The sequence below is a fragment of the Streptomyces sp. NPDC059696 genome (assembly GCF_042733745.1).
Classification (GTDB): domain Bacteria; phylum Actinomycetota; class Actinomycetes; order Streptomycetales; family Streptomycetaceae; genus Streptomyces.
Genome location: NZ_JBHWFG010000010.1, coordinates 1 through 16,215, shown reverse-complemented (window position 1 = coordinate 16,215; position 16,215 = coordinate 1). Strand labels below are relative to the sequence as shown.

The window sequence follows — 16,215 nt, the reverse complement described above, 5'->3', positions numbered from 1 at the left end:
CGTCGCTTTCCGTCGCCTGCTCGCGCCTCACCTCACCGCCCCAGGGGCGCGATGCCGGCGGGGACCGGTGTGTCCGGGGCCAGCAGGCCCTCGGTGCGCAGCTCGTCCCAGAGGGCGGCCGGGACCGGGTGCCGCAGGTGCCACAGGGTGTCGCGCACCTCCTCGGCGGTGCGGGCCCCGGTCAGGACACTCGCGACCGCGGGGTGGCCGTAGGGGAAGTGCAGGGCGGCGCTGCGCAGCGGGACGCCGTGGCGTGCGGCGACGGCCTTCAGCCGCAGTGCGCGGTCGAGGACCGGCTCGGGGGCCGGCGCGTAGTCGTACCTCGCGCCGGGCTTCGGGTCGGTCAGCAGCCCCGAGTTGAACACCCCGCCGATGAGGACGCTTCTGCGGTGAGCGGCGGCCTCCGGCAGCACGTCCCCCAGCCCGTCCTGCTCCAGCAGCGTGTAGCGGCCGGCGAGCAGCACGACGTCGATGTCGGTCTCGCGCAGGAAACGGGCGGGCAGCACGGTCTGGTTCATCCCGATGCCGATCGCTTTGACCACGCCTTCGGCGCGCAGCCGCTCCAACGCCGGGTACGCCTCGCGCAGCGCCTGATCGCCGTGGTCGTCGGGGTCGTGCAGCAGCGCCACGTCGACGCGGTCGACGCCGAGGCGTTCCAGACTCGCGTGCAGGGAGCGCCGGACCCCGTCGGCGCTGAAGTCCCAGACACGCCGGTGGGTGTCCGGCACGGCGAAGCCGTGCGCCAGATCGTCGCCCTGTCCGCCCCGAGGACGGGGCTCCAGCAGGCGCCCCACCTTGGTGGACAGGGTGTACGCGTCCCGGGGGCGGTCGCGCAGGGCCGTACCGAGGCGTCGCTCGGACAGGCCCAGACCGTAGTGGGGGGCGGTGTCGAAGGTGCGGATGCCCGCGTCCCAGGCGGCGTCCACCGCGGCGAAGGCCGCCTCGTCGTCGGTCGGGTGGTAGAGGTTTCCGATGCCCGCCGCCCCGAACGCCAGCCTGGTGACCCGGACACCGGTGGCGCCCAGTGCCGCCGTCCTCACGAGCCGGACGCCGGGCGGAGCCGGAGCCCTTGCATGCCGCCGTCGACGGCGAGGGCCGTACCCGTCACGGAAGCGGCGGCCGGGGACGCCAGATAGACGACGGCCGCGGCGACCTCGTCCGCAGTGACCAGGCGGCCCATGGGCTGGCGGGCGTTCAGGGCGGCGCGTTCCGCCCGGGGGTCGTCGGCGGCGTCCAGGAGCCGCGTCACCCAGGGCGTGTCGGCGGTGCCGGGGTTGACGCAGTTGACCCGGATGCCTTCGCGGACGTGGTCGGCGGCCATGGCGAGGGTCAGTGACAGGACGGCGCCCTTGCTCGCGGAGTACAGGGCGCGCTGGGGGAGTCCGGCGGTGGCGGCGATGGAGCAGGTGTTGACGATCGCCGCGTGTGCCGAGCGCCGCAGATGCGGCAGAGCGGCGCGGGTGGTGCGCACCATGCCGAGGAGGTTGACGTCGAGTACGCGGTGCCACTCGTCGTCGGGGTTGTCCTCGACGGTGCCGACGGCTCCGATGCCGGCGTTGTTGACGAGGATGTCGAGACCGCCGAGGCGCGTGGCGGCCTCCTCCACGGCGCTGCGCACCGACGCGTCGTCGCGGACGTCGGCGGTGACGGGGTGCAGCGGCTCGGGCACCCCGGACGGTCGTACGTCGAGCACGGCCACCGCGGCGCCCCGCTCGGCCAGGGCGTGTGCGGTGGCGCGCCCGATGCCGGACGCGCCACCGGTCACGAGGGCCTTGAGTCCGGACAGTTCGCTCATGCGCCACTCTCCTGCCGGGCGCGGTCGGCGGCCCAGAACGTCCCGTCCGGGAAACGGTAAGCGGCGATGGACTCCTCGCGCATGGTGGCGGAGAAACCCGGGTGGAGGGGAGCCGTGTAGTGCCCGTGGCGCATCACCACGGGCACGTCGAAATGCTGGTGGAGGTGGTCGACGTACTCGATGACCCGGTCCTCGGTGGTGCCGGACAGGGCCAGGTAGTCGAACATCGACAGGTGCTGCACCAGCTCGCACAGTCCGACGCCGCCTGCGTGCGGGCAGACCGGCACGCCGAACTTCGCGGCGAGCAGCAGGATCGCGAGGTTCTCGTTCACCCCGCCGACGCGGGTCGCGTCGATCTGCAGCACGTCGATCGCACCGGCCTGGAGGAGTTGTTTGAAGACGACGCGGTTCTGCGCGTGTTCGCCGGTGGCGACCTTGACGGGGCCGACCGCCCGGCGCACGGCGGCGTGTCCGAGGATGTCGTCGGGGCTGGTGGGTTCCTCGATCCAGTAGGGCCCGAACTCGGCGAGGGCGTTGGTCCACTCGATCGCCTCGTCCACGCCCCACCGCTGGTTGGCGTCGATGGCGATGCGGATGCCGTCGCCGACGGCCGCACGGGCGGTGCGCAGGCGCCGGATGTCGTCGTTCCGGTCGCCGCCGACCTTGAGTTTGATCTGGGTGAATCCGTCGTCGACCGCCTGCCGGGCCAGTCGGGTGAGCTTGTCGTCGGAGTATCCGAGCCAGCCCGGGGACGTGGTGTAGCCCGGGTAGCCGCGCTCCAGCAGCGCCGTTTCGCGGTCGGCGAGCCCGGCACGGCCCCGGTGCAGGAGAGTGAGGGCCTCTTCGGGGGTGAGGGCGTCGGTGAGGTACCGGAAGTCGACCTGGGAGACGAGCCACTCGGGCTCGGCGTGGGCGAGGAGACGCCACAGCGGCTGCCCGGCACGCTTGGCGGCCAGGTCCCACACGGCGTTGACCACGGCGCCGACGGCCATGTGCATCACGCCCTTCTCGGGGCCGAGCCAGCGCAACTGACTGTCGCCGATCAGGTCACGGCTGAGCGAGCCGGGGTCGTCGCAGAGCTCGGCGACGGAGCGTCCGACGACGTGGTGCCGCAGGGCGTCGATCGCGGCGACCTGCACGTCGTTGCCGCGTCCGATGGTGAAGGTGAAACCGTGGCCTTCGGGACCGTCCGCGGCATCGGTGCGCAGCACCACGTAGGCGGCGGAGTAGTCGGGATCCGGGTTCATCGCGTCGGAGCCGTCCAGTTCCCTCGAGGTGGGGAAGCGGACGTCGTACGTGTCGAGTGCGGTGATCCGGGCGGAGACGGCTGTCACGGGCCTGCCTTTCACGCGTGGCGGTTCGGCGGTGCCGCCCGGGTGCCGGCGCAGGTGGGACACGTCGCGCCCCCTCCAGTCATCCGATGTATGGCGTCAGCGTGACTGTAAGTGCAGATCACTTCATTGGCAATGAGGCCTCGCATGTTCCACCGTTCGGAGATACATCGGAGGAATGTTCCCATGGCCGCACGCCCGTCGCGCCTGGAGGTGTCCGAACCAACCTGCTGGGCGGCGCGGCGGATCCTGGTGAAGGTTTCGCCGGAGACCACGTCGACGTCGCGTTCCGGACGCCGCTGGTCCGGACCCGTCGGTCAAGATTCGGTCTCGCTCGGCCGGGTGGGGGACGCCAGAGGGTTACCCACGGTAAGTTCCGGCTCCCCACTCCCCGTTGTCAGGAGTCCCGGTTCTCATGCGCCGACTTGCAGCCTCCCTCGCGGCGGTCTCGGCCGCGATCGGCGGGTTCATCACGAACGCCTCCCCCGCCGCTGCCGCCGACCCCGCGTCCGGTTCCTTCAGCGTCCTCGCCTACAACGTGGCGGGCCTGCCGGAGAGCATCTCCAGCGCTCCCACCCCCCGCGAGCCCGCCACCACCGAAATCGGCCGGCGGATCGCGCCGTACGACATCGTCAATGTCCAGGAGGACTTCAACTACCACGCCTTCCTCTACGCCGGTGACACCGCGCACGCCCACCGGACGCCCACCAGTGGCGGCGCGGGGATCGGCAGCGGTCTCAACACCCTGGCGAAACTCCCCTACGACACCGACGACTTCGAGCGGGTGCGCTGGAACTCCTGCCAGTTCGACTCGGGGGACTGCCTCACGCCCAAGGGGTTCACCTTCATCCGCCAGCGCCTCGCCGAGGGCGTGTACGTGGACTTCTACAACCTGCACACCAACGCCGGGACGAACCCCGGCGACCTGGCCGCACGGGCGGACAACCTCAACCAGCTGACCGCCTTCATCAAGAGCCGTTCGGCCGGGAACGCCGTCGTCGTCATGGGCGACACCAACACCCGCTACACGCGCTCGGGCGACACCATCGCCGAGTTCGCCGCCGCCAACGGCCTGACGGACCCCTGGGTCCGGCTCGTCCGCGGCGGCGTCCCGCCCGCCAAAGGCAGCGACGCCCTGGTCTGCGACCAGAGCGGACCCACGGTGCCCAACACCTGCGAGGTCGTGGACAAGGTGCTGTACCGCGGCAGCAAACTCGTCTCGCTCGACGCCACGTCCTACAACAACGAACACGCCGCGTTCCTCACCGCCGACGGGCTCATGCTGTCCGACCACGACCCGATCAAGGTGGACTTCTCCTGGTCGCGGTCCGCGGACTTCCGGTTCAGTGAGCAGTTCGGCGGGCCGCACGGCGACCACTACACCGACATCGACGCCGTACCGGCGGGCGCGCGCCCGGTGCGCGTGTCGCTGCGCAGCGGCACCCGTGTCGACAGTGTCGGCCTGACGCTCGGCAACGGCCATGTCATCAGTCACGGCGGGACCGGCGGCACGGTGTCGTCCCTGGACCTGGGGAGCGGGGAGTACCTCGGCTCCGCCCGGTTGTGCCGGGGCGAGAAGGGCGGCCGCACAAGGATCTTCTCCGCCACGTTCACCACGAACCTCGGCCGGAGCCTGTCCGGTGGGACCACCACGTCCGACTGCGTGACGCGTGCGGCGCCGTCGGGATGGCAGATCGCCGGCTTCCACGGGCGCGCCGGTGACGAGGTCGACAAGCTGGGCCTCATCTACACGAAGCGCTGAGAGGCTCGCCGACTTCCCTCAGCGCTCCCTCAGCGCCGGATCGCCTACGGCGGCGACGGCCCCGCACCGGCTGTCGCCCCCGTAGGCACCCTCACTTCCGTGCTCCCGCGCCCCGGAAGGTGTCGAACGCGGCATTCCGTGGTGCAGTCGGGACATGGCTCCCTCCGTCACGAATGACACGGATGACGCAGATGACGCAGATGACGCGGACGGCGCGGATCGCGCGGGTGGCGCGGGTGGCGCGGATCGCGCGGATGACCAGGACGCTCCGGTGTCCGCGGGGCGCAAGCGTCCGTCGCGGCTGATCGATGTCGCCGTCGCCCTGCTGCTGCTGATCGCCGACGTGATCATCCTCGTCGTGGCCGTGGTGCTGCTCCTCGCGGTCGGCGTGGGCCGGGCGCACACCTCCGGTACTCCGGTACTGATGTGGTTCGTCATCTGGGGTGGTCCGGCCGTGGCGGCGGCCGGGGCCGTCGTGCACGCCCGACTGAGGATGCCCGTCACCGCCGTCGTCCAAGGCCTGTTCACGCTCGCCTGCACGGTCCTGGCCATCGCGTGGACACGCGTGCTGCTGTCCTGAGGCAGGCAGGCCCGCGCCGCCGCCGTCTCACCAGGTCACGGGCAGCTCCAGGGGGAAGCGTCTGATGGTCTGGGTGTCCCAGCGCACGTCCTCGGGCGGTACCGCCAGGCGCAGGCCGGGGAGGCGGGTGAACAGGACCTCGATCGCCGTGCCGATCTCCGCGATCGCGAACGTGCTGGCGATGCAGTGATGCCCGCCCCAGCCGAACGTCATGTGGGGGTGCGAAGCCCGGTCGACGTCGAGGACGTGAGGGTCGGGGAACACCTCCGGGTCCCGGTTGGCCGCCAGATACGAGACGTGGACGAAGTCACCCGCGCGGATCAGCACGCCCTCCACTTTCACGTCCTCCAGCGCCACGCGCGGGATACCGACGCCCTTGCGGAAGGGGATGTGCCGCAGGAGTTCGTCCAGCAGCCGGGGCAGTCGTTCGGGACGGGTCCGCAGCAGGTCGAGAAGCTCCGGTCGGGTCAGCAGGGTGTAGGCGATGTTGCTGATCTGGCAGGTGGCGGTGTCGTTGCCGCTGAGGATGAGGGTCAGCGCCAGGACGGCCAGTTCGTCGTCGCTCAGGGGCTCCTCCCCCGGCTCGCAGGCCGCCATGGTGTTGACGAGGTCGTCGCCTCCCTCCTTCCGGCGCTCGGCGACCAGCGTGGTGAAGTAGGCGCGCAGGTTCTGCTTGGCCGCGGCCGCCGCCTGCCTGGCTTCGGGCGCGGTGGCGAGCATCTGCTGGGTGTGACGCAGCATGAGGGGCCGGTCCGCGTCGGGGACGTCCAGCAGCGCGCAGATGGTGTGGTTGGGCAGCTGCGCGGACAGACGGAGCGCCAGGTCGGCCGGTGGGCCCTGCTCGACCATCTCGTCCACGAGACGGTGCGCCACCTGCTCGATGGCCGGCGTCATGCGTTTGACCCCGCTCTGGGTGAAGGCCCGGGCGGCGGCGTGACGGAGCCGGGTGCTGCGCGGCGGGTCCATGACGTTGAGCGATTCCGGGGAGACGATCGGCTCGGGCGTCATGCGGGGGTAGTCACGGCCGACGATCGCGGCCCGGCTGAATCTCGGGTCGGTCGTCACCTGGCGTACCCCGTCGAAGGTCGTGACCAGCCACGCCTCGGCTTCGCCGTAGGGCAGTCGGATACGGCTGACCGGACCGTCGGCCATCAGCCGGCCGAGTGACGGGTCGAAGTCCAGTTGCTCGCTGAAGTCGAAGGGGCAGGCGGCGACGTGAGCCATGGGTACTCCTGAGCGCGTGCGGCGGTGCGGCCATGTGGGCGGAACCCGGTGGGCGCGGAGCACGGCCGCCCCACCCACGGGGGACATTTCGCATAGTGCGGCAGAGCGCCGCTCCGTGCACCCAGTGCCGGGTCAAACGGCAGAAAGCGGGGAGACCGTGCCCGACCCCACCCCTCAGACACCGCAGCGGCCGGCCGTGGACGTGCTGGTCGTCGGCGCCGGACCCACCGGACTCACCCTCGCCTGCGACCTGGCCAGGCGTGGTGTGCGCACGCATGTCGTCGAGGTCGGCGACCGGCTCCTCCCCGGTTCACGCGGAAAGAGCCTGCAGTCCCGCACGCTGGAGGTGTTCGACGACCTCGGTGTCTGCGACGCACTGCGGGCCGCCGGCTCGCTCTTCCCTCCCATGCAGACCTGGCGCGACGGCGAGCGCCGGGGCGAGTGGCAGCTGATCGAGCCGGACCCGGAGGCCCCGGTGTCGCGTCACCCCCGACCGTGGCTGGTTCCCCAGTGGCGCACGCTGGAGATCCTGCGCGAGCGGCTGCTCGCCCTGGGCGGCACGCTGGAGTGCGGTGTGCGGCTCACCTCCCTCACGCAGTCGAACACGCACGTGAGGGCGGAGGTGACGCACTCCGACGGTGGCCGTCACCAGGTGTCGGCGCGCTACCTGGTCGGCGCGGACGGCAGCCGCAGCACGGTGCGTGAGTCCTTGGGCATCGCCATGAAGGGCGAGGACGGCGGGCTGCGTTCGGCCGTGGTGGCGGACGTAGGCGTGCGGGGGCTGGACCGCGATCACTGGCACGTCTGGCCGGACCCGGCGGGCGAACTGCTGCTGTGTCCGCTGCCCGGGACCACCGACTTCCAGCTGAACGCCAAGATCACCGGCGAGGAGTTCACGGCGACGCCCGAGACCGTGCGCGCACTGATCGCCGACCGTACGCATCTTCCCGCGGACGCGGTCACGGACGTGGGGTGGTTCTCGTTCTACCGGCCTCGTACGGCCATGGCCGAACGCTTCCGCCACGGGCGGGTGTTCCTCGCCGGCGACGCCGCCCATCTGCACCCGCCCGGTGGCGGACAGGGCCTGAACATCGGCGTGCAGGACGCCTACAACCTCGGCTGGAAGCTGGGCCAGGTCGTGCGCCGCCACGCCCCGGAAGCGCTGCTGGACAGTTACGAGGACGAGCGCCGGGCCGCCGCGGCGGACACCCTGGACCTCAGCACCCGCCTGTACCGGGCGGGCCGCACGTCCCAGGATCCCCACGAGCAGGCCCGCTACCGGGGGCGGGTCTGCCACCTGCTGTCGGTGCACTACCGCGACAGTGAGCTCTCCAGGGACGCCCGGGAGCGGCGTTCTCCGGCCGGGGTCCGGGCCGGTGACCGTGTGCCCGACCTGCCGTGTGTCACCACCGAGGGTCCCTGCGGGAATCTCTTCGCGCTGCTGCACGGGCCCGGCTTCACGTTGCTCGCGGTGAACTGTGCACCGCCCGCCGCACCGGGGGGTGTCAGGACCCACCAGGTGACCGGCGGGCCACTCGCCGAGGAGCTGGGCACCGGGCTGTTCCTGATCCGGCCCGACCAGCACATCGGACTGGCCGCCGACAGTGCCGAACACCTCGGCCGCTATCTGGTGCAAGTCGGCCTGGAGGGAGCCGAGATGTAGCGGTCCCTGCCCTCCCCCGCCGTCGCTGCCGCTGTGGCCGGTGCAGGTCCGGTGACGAGTCGCCACCGGACCTGCGGAGGACACGTCAGCGTCGGCGTGCCCAGCCGGCACCGACGCCCGCCACCTGCAGAGCCAGGCACATCAAGCCCAGCAACATGACGTTCGTCGAAGAGAACACATCGTTGGTGCCGATCTCGGCCGCGTTGATCAGGAACGCGAAGAAGAACAACACCGCCGCGACTATGCCGAGCATGACGAGCTCCTCTCGAAGGGGATGCAGCCCGTATGCCCCGCCTGCCCGTTCGCAGACACCGGGATGTTCGCCTGCTTGTGCGGGTGCCGCTGAAGTCAGTCTTCTGTCAGCTGCCACGTCGATGCTTGCAGCCAACTCGGCCTGCGGCACGCACTGTTGGGAATGCACCTCGCTGCGGGGAGGCTGTCACCGGGCAGAAGGGCGCCGCCAGACGGGAACAAGCCGCTGCCGTTGTCCGTACCATCTCCCACCAAGGCATCGTGCGGTACAAGGAAAGGACAGTGCCATGTCCGAGACAGCGGCTCCCGCCACCGAACTGGCTTCCCAGTACATCGCCCAGGTGACGGGCGACCTCGACGCGAACCTCAAGGAGCAGGAACGCATCAGCGCGGAGATCGCCTCCCTGCAGGAGCAGCTTGCCGCTCTGCAGCATGACCACGGCGTGCTGGTCAGCATGCAGCAGGCACTCGGCATCACGCAGGCCCGGAGCGGGGCTCCTGCCCAGTCCGAGAGCGCCGAGTCCAAGAGCGCCGAGTCCAAGAGCGCCGTTGTGCCCTCGCCGCGACGCAAGAAGGCCGCCTCCGCGGCCGGGGGGAAGCAGAAGACACGCAAGGCGACTGCCGCTCCCGCGAAGAAGGCGGCCGCCAGGAAGTCCGGGACCAGGACGGCGAGCACGCCCAAGGCGGCCGACCTGACCCTGGTGGAACTCATCCGCCGCCACCTCGCCGAACAGAAGGAACCGCGCTCCGCCGCAGAGATCTCCACCTCCCTCGGCGAGGCCCACCCCGACCGCGACATCTCCCCCAAGGTCGTGCGCGTCACCCTCGAGAGCCTCGTGGCCAAGAGCGGCGCCGAGCGCTCCAAGCAGGGCAGGTCCGTCTTCTACAGCGCACCGGCACAGAAGGACGCACCCGCATCGGAGGCCGAGGCGAAGTCGGAGCCCACGGACGGCTGAGAACCACGGACGGCTGAGAAGCGGCTGGGCCTGGAGCCCGCTCGGCGCGATCGTGGACACCGCACCGCACGGCCGTGGTCGAGGAACCTGGGCGGACCGGAGGGCTCCATGGGAAGGCTGCTCAAGGGGATGAGCCGCGTTCCCTGGCATGAGTTGACGCATGCATACGGCTCTGCGGCAACCGTTCCGGGCCGCCTGTCGCGGGTCGCGTGGGGCGACGCCAGGACGAGCACCGGCGCCTTGAACGATCTCGGTCTGTGGCTCGGCGAGCTCGCCGTCTTCGACGCGACCGTCGCCGCGGTCCCCTTCCTGTGGGACCTCGCGGTGACCGAGACCGTGACCTGCCGGCCTGGAGTGATCGAGCTGCTCCAGGCGGTTCTGGAACCACGGCGCTTCGCAGGTCGAGGTGCAGCGTGCGGCCCACTCGGCCGTGGTGGGCGGTGTGAGGACGCTCGACGTGCTGAGTCATGACGCGGATGCAGCGGTGCGGGCGGCGGCGCGGGAGCTCGCCGCGGCGGTCGACGGCCATGTCTGCGAAGGCTGTTCTCCTGTCTGAGGGCGCGTCGTTGCACGTGCGGTACGTTGCCCGGCATGACGGGACTCGAGGGTGTCGACTGGCCGCCCGACGCCCTGGCGACCGAGCGGCTCGTGCTTCGTGGGGCCGAGGCGCGGGATCGTGCGGCCTTCATCGAGCTGTTCGCCTCGCCGGAGGTGGGTACCTACGTCGGTGGTGCCCGGCCGCGTGAGGAGCTCGAGCGTGCGGTTCCCGAGGTGCCCGGGCGTCGCCCCGGCGTCTTCGTGGTCGAACTCGACGGAGCGATGATCGGCATGATCACGCTCGAACGGCGTGCAGCGGAGCGCCCGGGGCACATCCGGCCGGAAGGCGAGGAGGCCGAACTCGGTTACCTGCTGCTGCCGGACGCTTGGGGGCGGGGGTACGCGGCAGAGGCGTGTGCGGCGGTACTCGACTGGTTCGCCGGCGCGCGTCCGGGCGAGCCGGTGGTGCTGTGCACGCAGATCGCCAACGAGCGCGCGATGCGCCTCGCGGCGAAACTGGGCTTCACCGAGGTAAAGCGGTTCGAGGACTACGGCGCCGAACAGTGGCTGGGCGTGCGGAAGTCGGGCAGCGTGTCGCCCCGTTGAGCGGTCGTCTCCCCGCCGTTTCCTACGGGGCCGAGGCCTCGGCCGGCTGTGCCGTCTGCCGCGGGCGGTACTCCGGGGACTCCAGGCTGAGCATGGCCGTCTCGTCCGGGGTTCCGGGGGCAGCCTGGTAGACGACCATGCGCTGTCCGCCCGTCCGGGCCAGTCGCATGACCTCGTAGGTCAGGGTCATCGGGCCGGCCGCGGGATGCCGGAACGACTTCTGCCCGCCACCGCGCTCGCAGACGTCGTACCGCTCCCAGAGGCGCGCGAACTGGGGCGACTTGAGCAGCAGTTCGCCGACGAGTGCGGTGAGTTCGGGATCGTCCGGGTCGGCCCCGCCGACGGCCCGCAGATGCGCGACCGACAGGGCGACGGTCTCCTCCCACGGGTCGTAGAGGTCCCGGCCGACCGGGTGGAGGAAGACGTAACGCGTCAGGTTCCGCTGCTCCTCCGGCCAGTCCCACAGGCCGGGCATCAGCCGTCGGCCGGGCGGGTTCGCGGCCAGGACGCGGTTGTGCCGGCTCACCACGTACGCGGGCAGCGGGCGTACCGACTCCAGCATGCGCAGCACCGAGTCGCGCACCGTGTGGTCCGAGCAGGCCGGCAGCTCGGAGACGCGGCCCGAGGCCAGTTCCGCGAGCTCGTGCAGGCGCTCGAAACCGTCGCCGCGCAGCCGGAGGGTACGGCCGAGGGCGTCCACCACGGCCGGCGAGGGATTGGTCTCCCGGCCGCGCTCCAGGCGGATGTAGTAGTCGACGCTCACCCCGGCCAGTGCGGCCAGCTCCTCGCGGCGCAGACCAGGGGTGCGGCGCAGACCGGCACCGGCGGGGAGACCGACGTCCTGCGGGCGCACCTGCGCCCTGCGGGCCTTCAAGTACCGCCCGAGTTCCGTGCCTCTGGCATCCGCTGTCGATGTCATCCCGTCATTGTCGCAGGCGGTCAAGGAGCGTGGGGGGCCGTGTCAGGGCCTGGAACGGCGCACCCGGGGCAGAGCGCGGTCTGTTGGACGGCCGCGTTCCGGGCGGAGAGTGGATCCCGGAGCGGGCGGCCCGGCCGCCGGGGCCCAGGGGGTGCACGACACCGGACCGCGGCCCCGGCGGGGCCGCGGCCGCCCGCCCGGTCAGTCACCTCTTCGCCGATCGTTGCGCTGTCCGTCAGTCAGGAGTTCGCCGTGCCGACCACCCCCACCCCTCCCCTGCCCGCGTCCACCGCTTCCGGTGCCGGGCACGACCCGGAGCCGCCGGCACCCGGACCGGGACACCATGCGCCGGAACGGGCCCGACCGGGTGGCCCGCCCGCGGACACGGTCACCCCACCGCGGCGCGGCGGCGTCGCGCTGGTCGCCGCGCTGCTCGGATTCACGGTGATCACCATCGACGTATCGGCCGTGAACATCGCGCTGCCCTCGATCCGCGGCTCCCTCGACAGCGGAATGTCCGGACTGCAGTGGGTCGTCGACGCCTACACCCTCATGTTCGCGGCCCTGATGCTGTCGGCCGGGGCGCTCGCCGACCGCACCGGTGCCCGTCGCGCCTACGCCTGGGGCATCACCCTGTTCACCCTCGCGTCCCTCGCCTGTGCGCTGGCGCCCGGCATCGGTGTGCTGGTCGCCGCGCGTGTGGCGCAGGGCGCTGCCGCCGCGATCGTCATGCCGGCGTCGCTGGCGCTGATCCGGCAGGCCTACGAGGACGCCCGGGAGCGGGCCCGGGCCATCGCCCTGTGGACGGTCGGCGGTTCGGTGGCGATGGCCGCGGGACCCGTGCTGGGCGGGCTGCTCACCGACACGGCCGGCTGGCGGGCCGTCTTCCTGCTCAACCTTCCCGTGGGGGCGGTCGTGCTGGGTCTGCTGCTCCGGGTGCCGCGGTCCCCGCGCCGGCCTGCGGCGCTGGACGTCGGCGGTCAGATCAGCGCCGTACTGGCCCTGGCGGGGCTGGCGTTCGCCGTGATCGAGGGCGGCCACCGGGGCTGGACCAGCGGACCGGTCCTGGGTGCCGCGGTGCTCGCGCTCGTGTCCGGCTGGGCCTTCCGGGTGCTGGAGGCACGGCACCGCAGGCCCATGGTTCCGCCGGCCATGCTGCGGGACCGCCGGGTGGCCGTCGCGCTCGCCGTCGGTTTCGCCGTCAACGCCGCGTTCTACGGCGGGATCTTCCTGCTCGGGCTGTACTACCAGCAGCTGCGGGGGATGTCGGCCGTGGCGGCCGGGCTGATGTTCGTGCCCATGTCGGTGGTCGTGACGGCCACCAACCTGGTGTCGCCGCGTCTGGCCGAGCGGGTCGGACGGCGCCCGGTGATCGTCATCGGGCAGGTGGTCTTCGCCGGTGCGATGCTGGTCATGCTGCCGCTCGCCGTGCACACCCCGCTGTGGCTCGTGCTGGTCCTGCTGTTGCCGCTCAGCGTCGGCGGGGCGCTCGCGGTACCCGCTCTGACCGCGCTGCTCATGGACGTCGTGCCGCAGGAGCGCGCGGGCACCGCCTCCGGGCTTCTCAACTCCCTCCGCCAGACGGGCGGTGCGCTCGCGGTGGCCCTCTTCGGCACCCTGCTCTCCGGCCCCGACGGCACCTTCTCCCTCCCGGGCATGCGCATCGGTCTCCTCACAGTCGCCGCCCTCCTCCTCGCCACCACCGCCCTCGCGAGGCTGCTGCTCCCGCGCGGCTGACGTGACGTCACCCATGGCTCCAGGAGGACGGCTTCGGGTCCACCGCGCGGGCGGCGCTCCCGCGTGGTGGGACAGGATGAGGACCTCGACGAGGAGGGCGCGGAGTGAGTTACGAACTGCAGGCGGTGATCGCGGTCGAGGAGAGACTGCGTGTGGTCGCACGGGACCTGGCCGTCGTCTGGGAGAGCGGCGCGGGCGGGCTCGGGCCGCTGCGCGTCGACGAGGGGGAGCCGTTCGCGTCGGACGGGAGTCCGGTCTCTCAGGCACTGCGGCAGCTGGGGGCCGTGGCACGAGCCGGGCAGGACGAGTTCGCGGCTGTGGGTCTGGACCGTCACCGGCACAGCGAGGCGTGGATCGGCTGACCTGCGCCTCAGGCGGTGCCGCGTCGGGCCGGAGCCGAGGGCCGGCCGGGGCCACGCCGCCGGATGGACCAACCCGCCGGTTTGGGTCAGAGGGGACATAACCTGCGCGATATGAAGAAATGCCATATCGCACCTCTGGCGTGCCTGGCGGCGCTGCTCGGGACGGGGCTCGGCGCCGCTCCGAACACCGCCGCCCACACGGTCCATGTCGTCAAGCCGGGAGAATCGATCCAGGAGGCGGTGGACGCGGCCCGGCCGGGCGACACCGTTCTGCTGGGGCACGGCATCCACCACGCGAGCGTCCACATCACCACGCCCGGGCTGACCCTGCGGGGCATGGGCCGGGGCACGGTGCTCAGGCCGGCGGCGGGCACGAGCACCACCACCGCCCCGAGCGCCGCGCCGGGCGCCGCGAAGGCCGCCGACAGCTGTGCCGCGGCCGGCAACGGCATCTGCGTGGCGGGCACGAAGGACCACAACGTCGACGGCGTCACCATCGCCTCCCTGACGGTGACCGGCTTCCCCAGGACCGGCCTCCACGCCAACCAGGCCGACCGGCTGACCGTGCGGAACGTCACCGCGGTCGGGAACGGGGTGTGGGGCATCGCCACGGAGCACTCACGCCGTGGCGTGTTCCGCGGCAACACCGCCCGCGACAACGGCGACGCGGGACTGTTCCTCGCCAACACGGTGACGGAGGAGCAGGGCGCCACGGACACCGGGGGAACGGTCGTGGCGCGCAACCGGTTGGAGGGCAACCGGATCGGCGTCACCGTCCGCCGGCTGCGCAACCTGACCGTGGAGGGCAACCACCTCACGGGCAACTGCGCGGCGGTCTTCGTCGTCGGCGACGAGAACAAGCCCAAGGCCGGCCTCGTGACCGTGCGCGAGAACCGCATCGAGCGCAACAACAAGTCCTGCCCGAAGACCGCCCGGCTGGACGCCCTGCAGGGATCCGGCATCGTCGTGACGGGCGCCGACGACAACCTGATCACCCACAACGTGATCAGGGACAACGTCGGCACCTCCCCCTTGTCGGGCGGCATCGTCGTGTTCAAGAGCTTCGTGGGCACGACCAGCGAGCGGAACCGGATCAGCGACAACCTGCTGGAGGGCAACTCCCCGGCGGACCTGGTCAACACGGACCCCGGGCAGGGCAACACGTTCCAGGGCAACTCCTGCGCGTCGTCCCGGCCCGCCGGCCTGTGCTGACCCTCCGTACCGCTCCTCTTCGCACCGGGGCCCGCACGCGCACCCGGTGATCCCCTGCTGCACCCGACCCAAGAAGGAAGGCGGCACATGACGACCACTCAGCCCGCCCCCGCGCCCTCCATGCGGCTGCGGGAACTCGCATTCGGGGCGGCTTGTGCCGCCGCCCTCCGCGCGGCCGCCCGGCTGGGCGTCGCCGACGCGCTCGGTGACGATCCCATGGCCGTGGAGGACCTCGCGACCGCGGTGAAGGCCGAGCCCCGCCCGCTGCGCCGGCTCCTGCGGGCACTGTCCTGCTACGGCGTCTTCACCGAGCACCCGGACGGGACCTTCGCGCACACCGACGTCTCCCGGCTGCTGCGCGAGGACGACCCCAACAGCCTGCGCGCCATCTCCCTGTGGTGCACCGAACCGTGGACCTGGGACGTCTGGCCGAAGCTGGACGAGGCCGTGCGCACCGGCCACAACGTGGTGGAGGGCCTGTACGGCAAGGAGTTCTTCCCCTACCTCAACGAGGACGCCCCGGAGTCGGCCGACGTCTTCAACCGCGCCATGACGACCTCCAGCGTGCAGTCGGCGCGCGACGTCGCGGAGTTCCTCGACCTGTCGGGGAGCACGTCGGTCGCCGACGTCGGCGGCGGCCAGGGGCATGTGGTGGCGAGCCTGCTGGACAAGTACCCGACGATGCACGGGACGCTGCTGGACCTTCCGCGGGTGGTGGAGAACGCCGTCCCGAGACTGCGCGCGGGCGGCGACCTCGCGGACCGGGCGCGCGTGGTGCCCGGCGACGTCCGGACGGCCGTCCCGGTGAAGGCCGACGTCTACGTCATCAAGAACATCCTGGAATGGGACGACGAGAGCACGGCCCGCACCCTGCGCAACGTCCGCGAGGCCGGCGGCCCCGGGACGCGGGTCGTGGTCATCGAGAACCTCGTCGACGACACGCCGTCCATGCGGTTCAGCACCGCGATGGACCTGCTGCTGCTCCTCAACGTCGGCGGTGCGAAGCACACCACCCAGAGCATGGTGGACCGGCTGACCGAGGCGGGCCTGGTCATCGACGACATCAGTCCGGTCAACCCCTACCTGCACGCGTTCGACTGCCACGTTCCCGGCTGATCGGACCGCGTACCGCGGAGTCCTGGTGCCCCGCGGCTCCCCCCCGTGTGTACGACCGGTCGCCGGGTCCGCAGCGTCGCGGGCCCCGGGGCCCGGCGGGCCCCGGCGCGGGGCGCGGGGCGGGGGGGGCGCCCCCGAGGGGAAGCGCGGGGGCCGCGCGGGC

15 protein-coding genes are annotated in these 16,215 nt (G+C 71.9%); 9 read left to right on the top strand and 6 right to left on the bottom strand.

The features are described from left to right. Window positions 1–32: 32 nt before the first annotated feature. Genes ACFV20_RS13255 through ACFV20_RS13245 form a run of 3 tightly spaced genes read right to left on the bottom strand, consistent with a single transcriptional unit; the run spans window position 33 to window position 3,129 of the window. Window positions 33–1,040, bottom strand: coding sequence for an aldo/keto reductase (locus ACFV20_RS13255; protein WP_385655760.1), 1,008 nt, complete (start codon window positions 1,038–1,040; stop codon window positions 33–35). Continuing rightward, window positions 1,037–1,795, bottom strand: coding sequence for an SDR family NAD(P)-dependent oxidoreductase (locus ACFV20_RS13250; protein WP_385655758.1), 759 nt, complete (start codon window positions 1,793–1,795; stop codon window positions 1,037–1,039). The genes ACFV20_RS13255 and ACFV20_RS13250 overlap by 4 nt, the downstream gene beginning before the upstream one ends. Further along, window positions 1,792–3,129 (bottom strand): L-fuconate dehydratase, encoded by a 1,338-nt coding sequence (locus ACFV20_RS13245; protein ID WP_385655756.1) that lies wholly within the window; start codon window positions 3,127–3,129, stop codon window positions 1,792–1,794. The genes ACFV20_RS13250 and ACFV20_RS13245 overlap by 4 nt, the downstream gene beginning before the upstream one ends. Window positions 3,130–3,541: 412 nt before the next feature. Between ACFV20_RS13245 and ACFV20_RS13240 the strand changes: the two genes are divergently transcribed. Together ACFV20_RS13240 and ACFV20_RS13235 are read left to right on the top strand one after the other, a co-directional pair. Further along, on the top strand, window positions 3,542–4,888 hold the full coding sequence (locus ACFV20_RS13240; RefSeq protein ID WP_385655754.1) for a jacalin-like lectin: 1,347 nt from the start codon (window positions 3,542–3,544) through the stop codon (window positions 4,886–4,888). Window positions 4,889–5,159: 271 nt separating this feature from the next. Beyond that, window positions 5,160–5,468 (top strand): hypothetical protein, encoded by a 309-nt coding sequence (locus ACFV20_RS13235; protein WP_385655752.1) that lies wholly within the window; start codon window positions 5,160–5,162, stop codon window positions 5,466–5,468. Window positions 5,469–5,495: 27 nt separating this feature from the next. Here the strand turns inward: ACFV20_RS13235 and ACFV20_RS13230 are convergent, their stop codons facing one another. Next, window positions 5,496–6,692, bottom strand: a complete 1,197-nt coding sequence (locus ACFV20_RS13230) for a cytochrome P450 (protein ID WP_385655751.1) — start codon at window positions 6,690–6,692, stop codon at window positions 5,496–5,498. A gap of 157 nt (window positions 6,693–6,849) precedes the next feature. On the opposite strand from ACFV20_RS13230, the gene ACFV20_RS13225 reads away from it, so the two are divergent. Next, window positions 6,850–8,355: an FAD-dependent monooxygenase gene (locus ACFV20_RS13225; RefSeq protein ID WP_385655750.1), complete on the top strand. Its 1,506-nt coding sequence runs from the start codon at window positions 6,850–6,852 to the stop codon at window positions 8,353–8,355. Between the two features lie 85 nt (window positions 8,356–8,440). Here the strand turns inward: ACFV20_RS13225 and ACFV20_RS13220 are convergent, their stop codons facing one another. Next, a complete protein-coding gene (locus ACFV20_RS13220) occupies window positions 8,441–8,608 on the bottom strand; it encodes a hypothetical protein (protein WP_385655748.1) in 168 nt (55 codons plus the stop codon). Window positions 8,609–8,894: 286 nt separating this feature from the next. Between ACFV20_RS13220 and ACFV20_RS13215 the strand changes: the two genes are divergently transcribed. Together ACFV20_RS13215 and ACFV20_RS13210 are read left to right on the top strand one after the other, a co-directional pair. Then, window positions 8,895–9,563, top strand: coding sequence for a hypothetical protein (locus tag ACFV20_RS13215; RefSeq protein ID WP_385655746.1), 669 nt, complete (start codon window positions 8,895–8,897; stop codon window positions 9,561–9,563). A 591-nt stretch (window positions 9,564–10,154) separates the two neighbouring features. Beyond that, window positions 10,155–10,706, top strand: coding sequence for a GNAT family N-acetyltransferase (locus ACFV20_RS13210; protein WP_385655744.1), 552 nt, complete (start codon window positions 10,155–10,157; stop codon window positions 10,704–10,706). 22 nt (window positions 10,707–10,728) lie between these two features. Here ACFV20_RS13210 and ACFV20_RS13205 read toward each other — a convergent pair whose 3' ends face one another. Next, on the bottom strand, window positions 10,729–11,625 hold the full coding sequence (locus tag ACFV20_RS13205; protein WP_385655742.1) for a helix-turn-helix domain-containing protein: 897 nt from the start codon (window positions 11,623–11,625) through the stop codon (window positions 10,729–10,731). Window positions 11,626–12,054: 429 nt separating this feature from the next. On the opposite strand from ACFV20_RS13205, the gene ACFV20_RS13200 reads away from it, so the two are divergent. The 4 genes from ACFV20_RS13200 to ACFV20_RS13185 all read left to right on the top strand — a co-directional run bounded on the left by ACFV20_RS13200 (window position 12,055) and on the right by ACFV20_RS13185 (window position 16,052). Beyond that, window positions 12,055–13,362: an MFS transporter gene (locus ACFV20_RS13200; protein WP_385656095.1), complete on the top strand. Its 1,308-nt coding sequence runs from the start codon at window positions 12,055–12,057 to the stop codon at window positions 13,360–13,362. Window positions 13,363–13,466: 104 nt separating this feature from the next. After that, window positions 13,467–13,724, top strand: a complete 258-nt coding sequence (locus ACFV20_RS13195) for a hypothetical protein (protein ID WP_385655739.1) — start codon at window positions 13,467–13,469, stop codon at window positions 13,722–13,724. A 111-nt stretch (window positions 13,725–13,835) separates the two neighbouring features. Continuing rightward, complete coding sequence (locus tag ACFV20_RS13190) at window positions 13,836–14,936, top strand: nitrous oxide reductase family maturation protein NosD (RefSeq protein ID WP_385655737.1); 1,101 nt, start codon at window positions 13,836–13,838, stop codon at window positions 14,934–14,936. Window positions 14,937–15,023: 87 nt separating this feature from the next. After that, a complete protein-coding gene (locus tag ACFV20_RS13185) occupies window positions 15,024–16,052 on the top strand; it encodes a methyltransferase (RefSeq protein WP_385655736.1) in 1,029 nt (342 codons plus the stop codon). Window positions 16,053–16,215 lie beyond the last annotated feature (163 nt).

What these genes read in the sequence shown, in the direction of transcription:
- ACFV20_RS13190 (WP_385655737.1), top strand. Translation starts at nt 13,836, where the DNA reads ATGAAGAAATGCCATATCGCACCTCTGGCGTGCCTGGCGGCGCTGCTC.
- ACFV20_RS13210 (WP_385655744.1), top strand. Translation starts at nt 10,155, where the DNA reads ATGACGGGACTCGAGGGTGTCGACTGGCCGCCCGACGCCCTGGCGACC.
- ACFV20_RS13250 (WP_385655758.1), bottom strand. Translation starts at nt 1,795, where the DNA reads ATGAGCGAACTGTCCGGACTCAAGGCCCTCGTGACCGGTGGCGCGTCC.
- ACFV20_RS13205 (WP_385655742.1), bottom strand. Translation starts at nt 11,625, where the DNA reads ATGACATCGACAGCGGATGCCAGAGGCACGGAACTCGGGCGGTACTTG.
- ACFV20_RS13230 (WP_385655751.1), bottom strand. Translation starts at nt 6,692, where the DNA reads ATGGCTCACGTCGCCGCCTGCCCCTTCGACTTCAGCGAGCAACTGGAC.
- ACFV20_RS13240 (WP_385655754.1), top strand. Translation starts at nt 3,542, where the DNA reads ATGCGCCGACTTGCAGCCTCCCTCGCGGCGGTCTCGGCCGCGATCGGC.
- ACFV20_RS13215 (WP_385655746.1), top strand. Translation starts at nt 8,895, where the DNA reads ATGTCCGAGACAGCGGCTCCCGCCACCGAACTGGCTTCCCAGTACATC.
- ACFV20_RS13220 (WP_385655748.1), bottom strand. Translation starts at nt 8,608, where the DNA reads ATGCTCGGCATAGTCGCGGCGGTGTTGTTCTTCTTCGCGTTCCTGATC.
- ACFV20_RS13185 (WP_385655736.1), top strand. Translation starts at nt 15,024, where the DNA reads ATGACGACCACTCAGCCCGCCCCCGCGCCCTCCATGCGGCTGCGGGAA.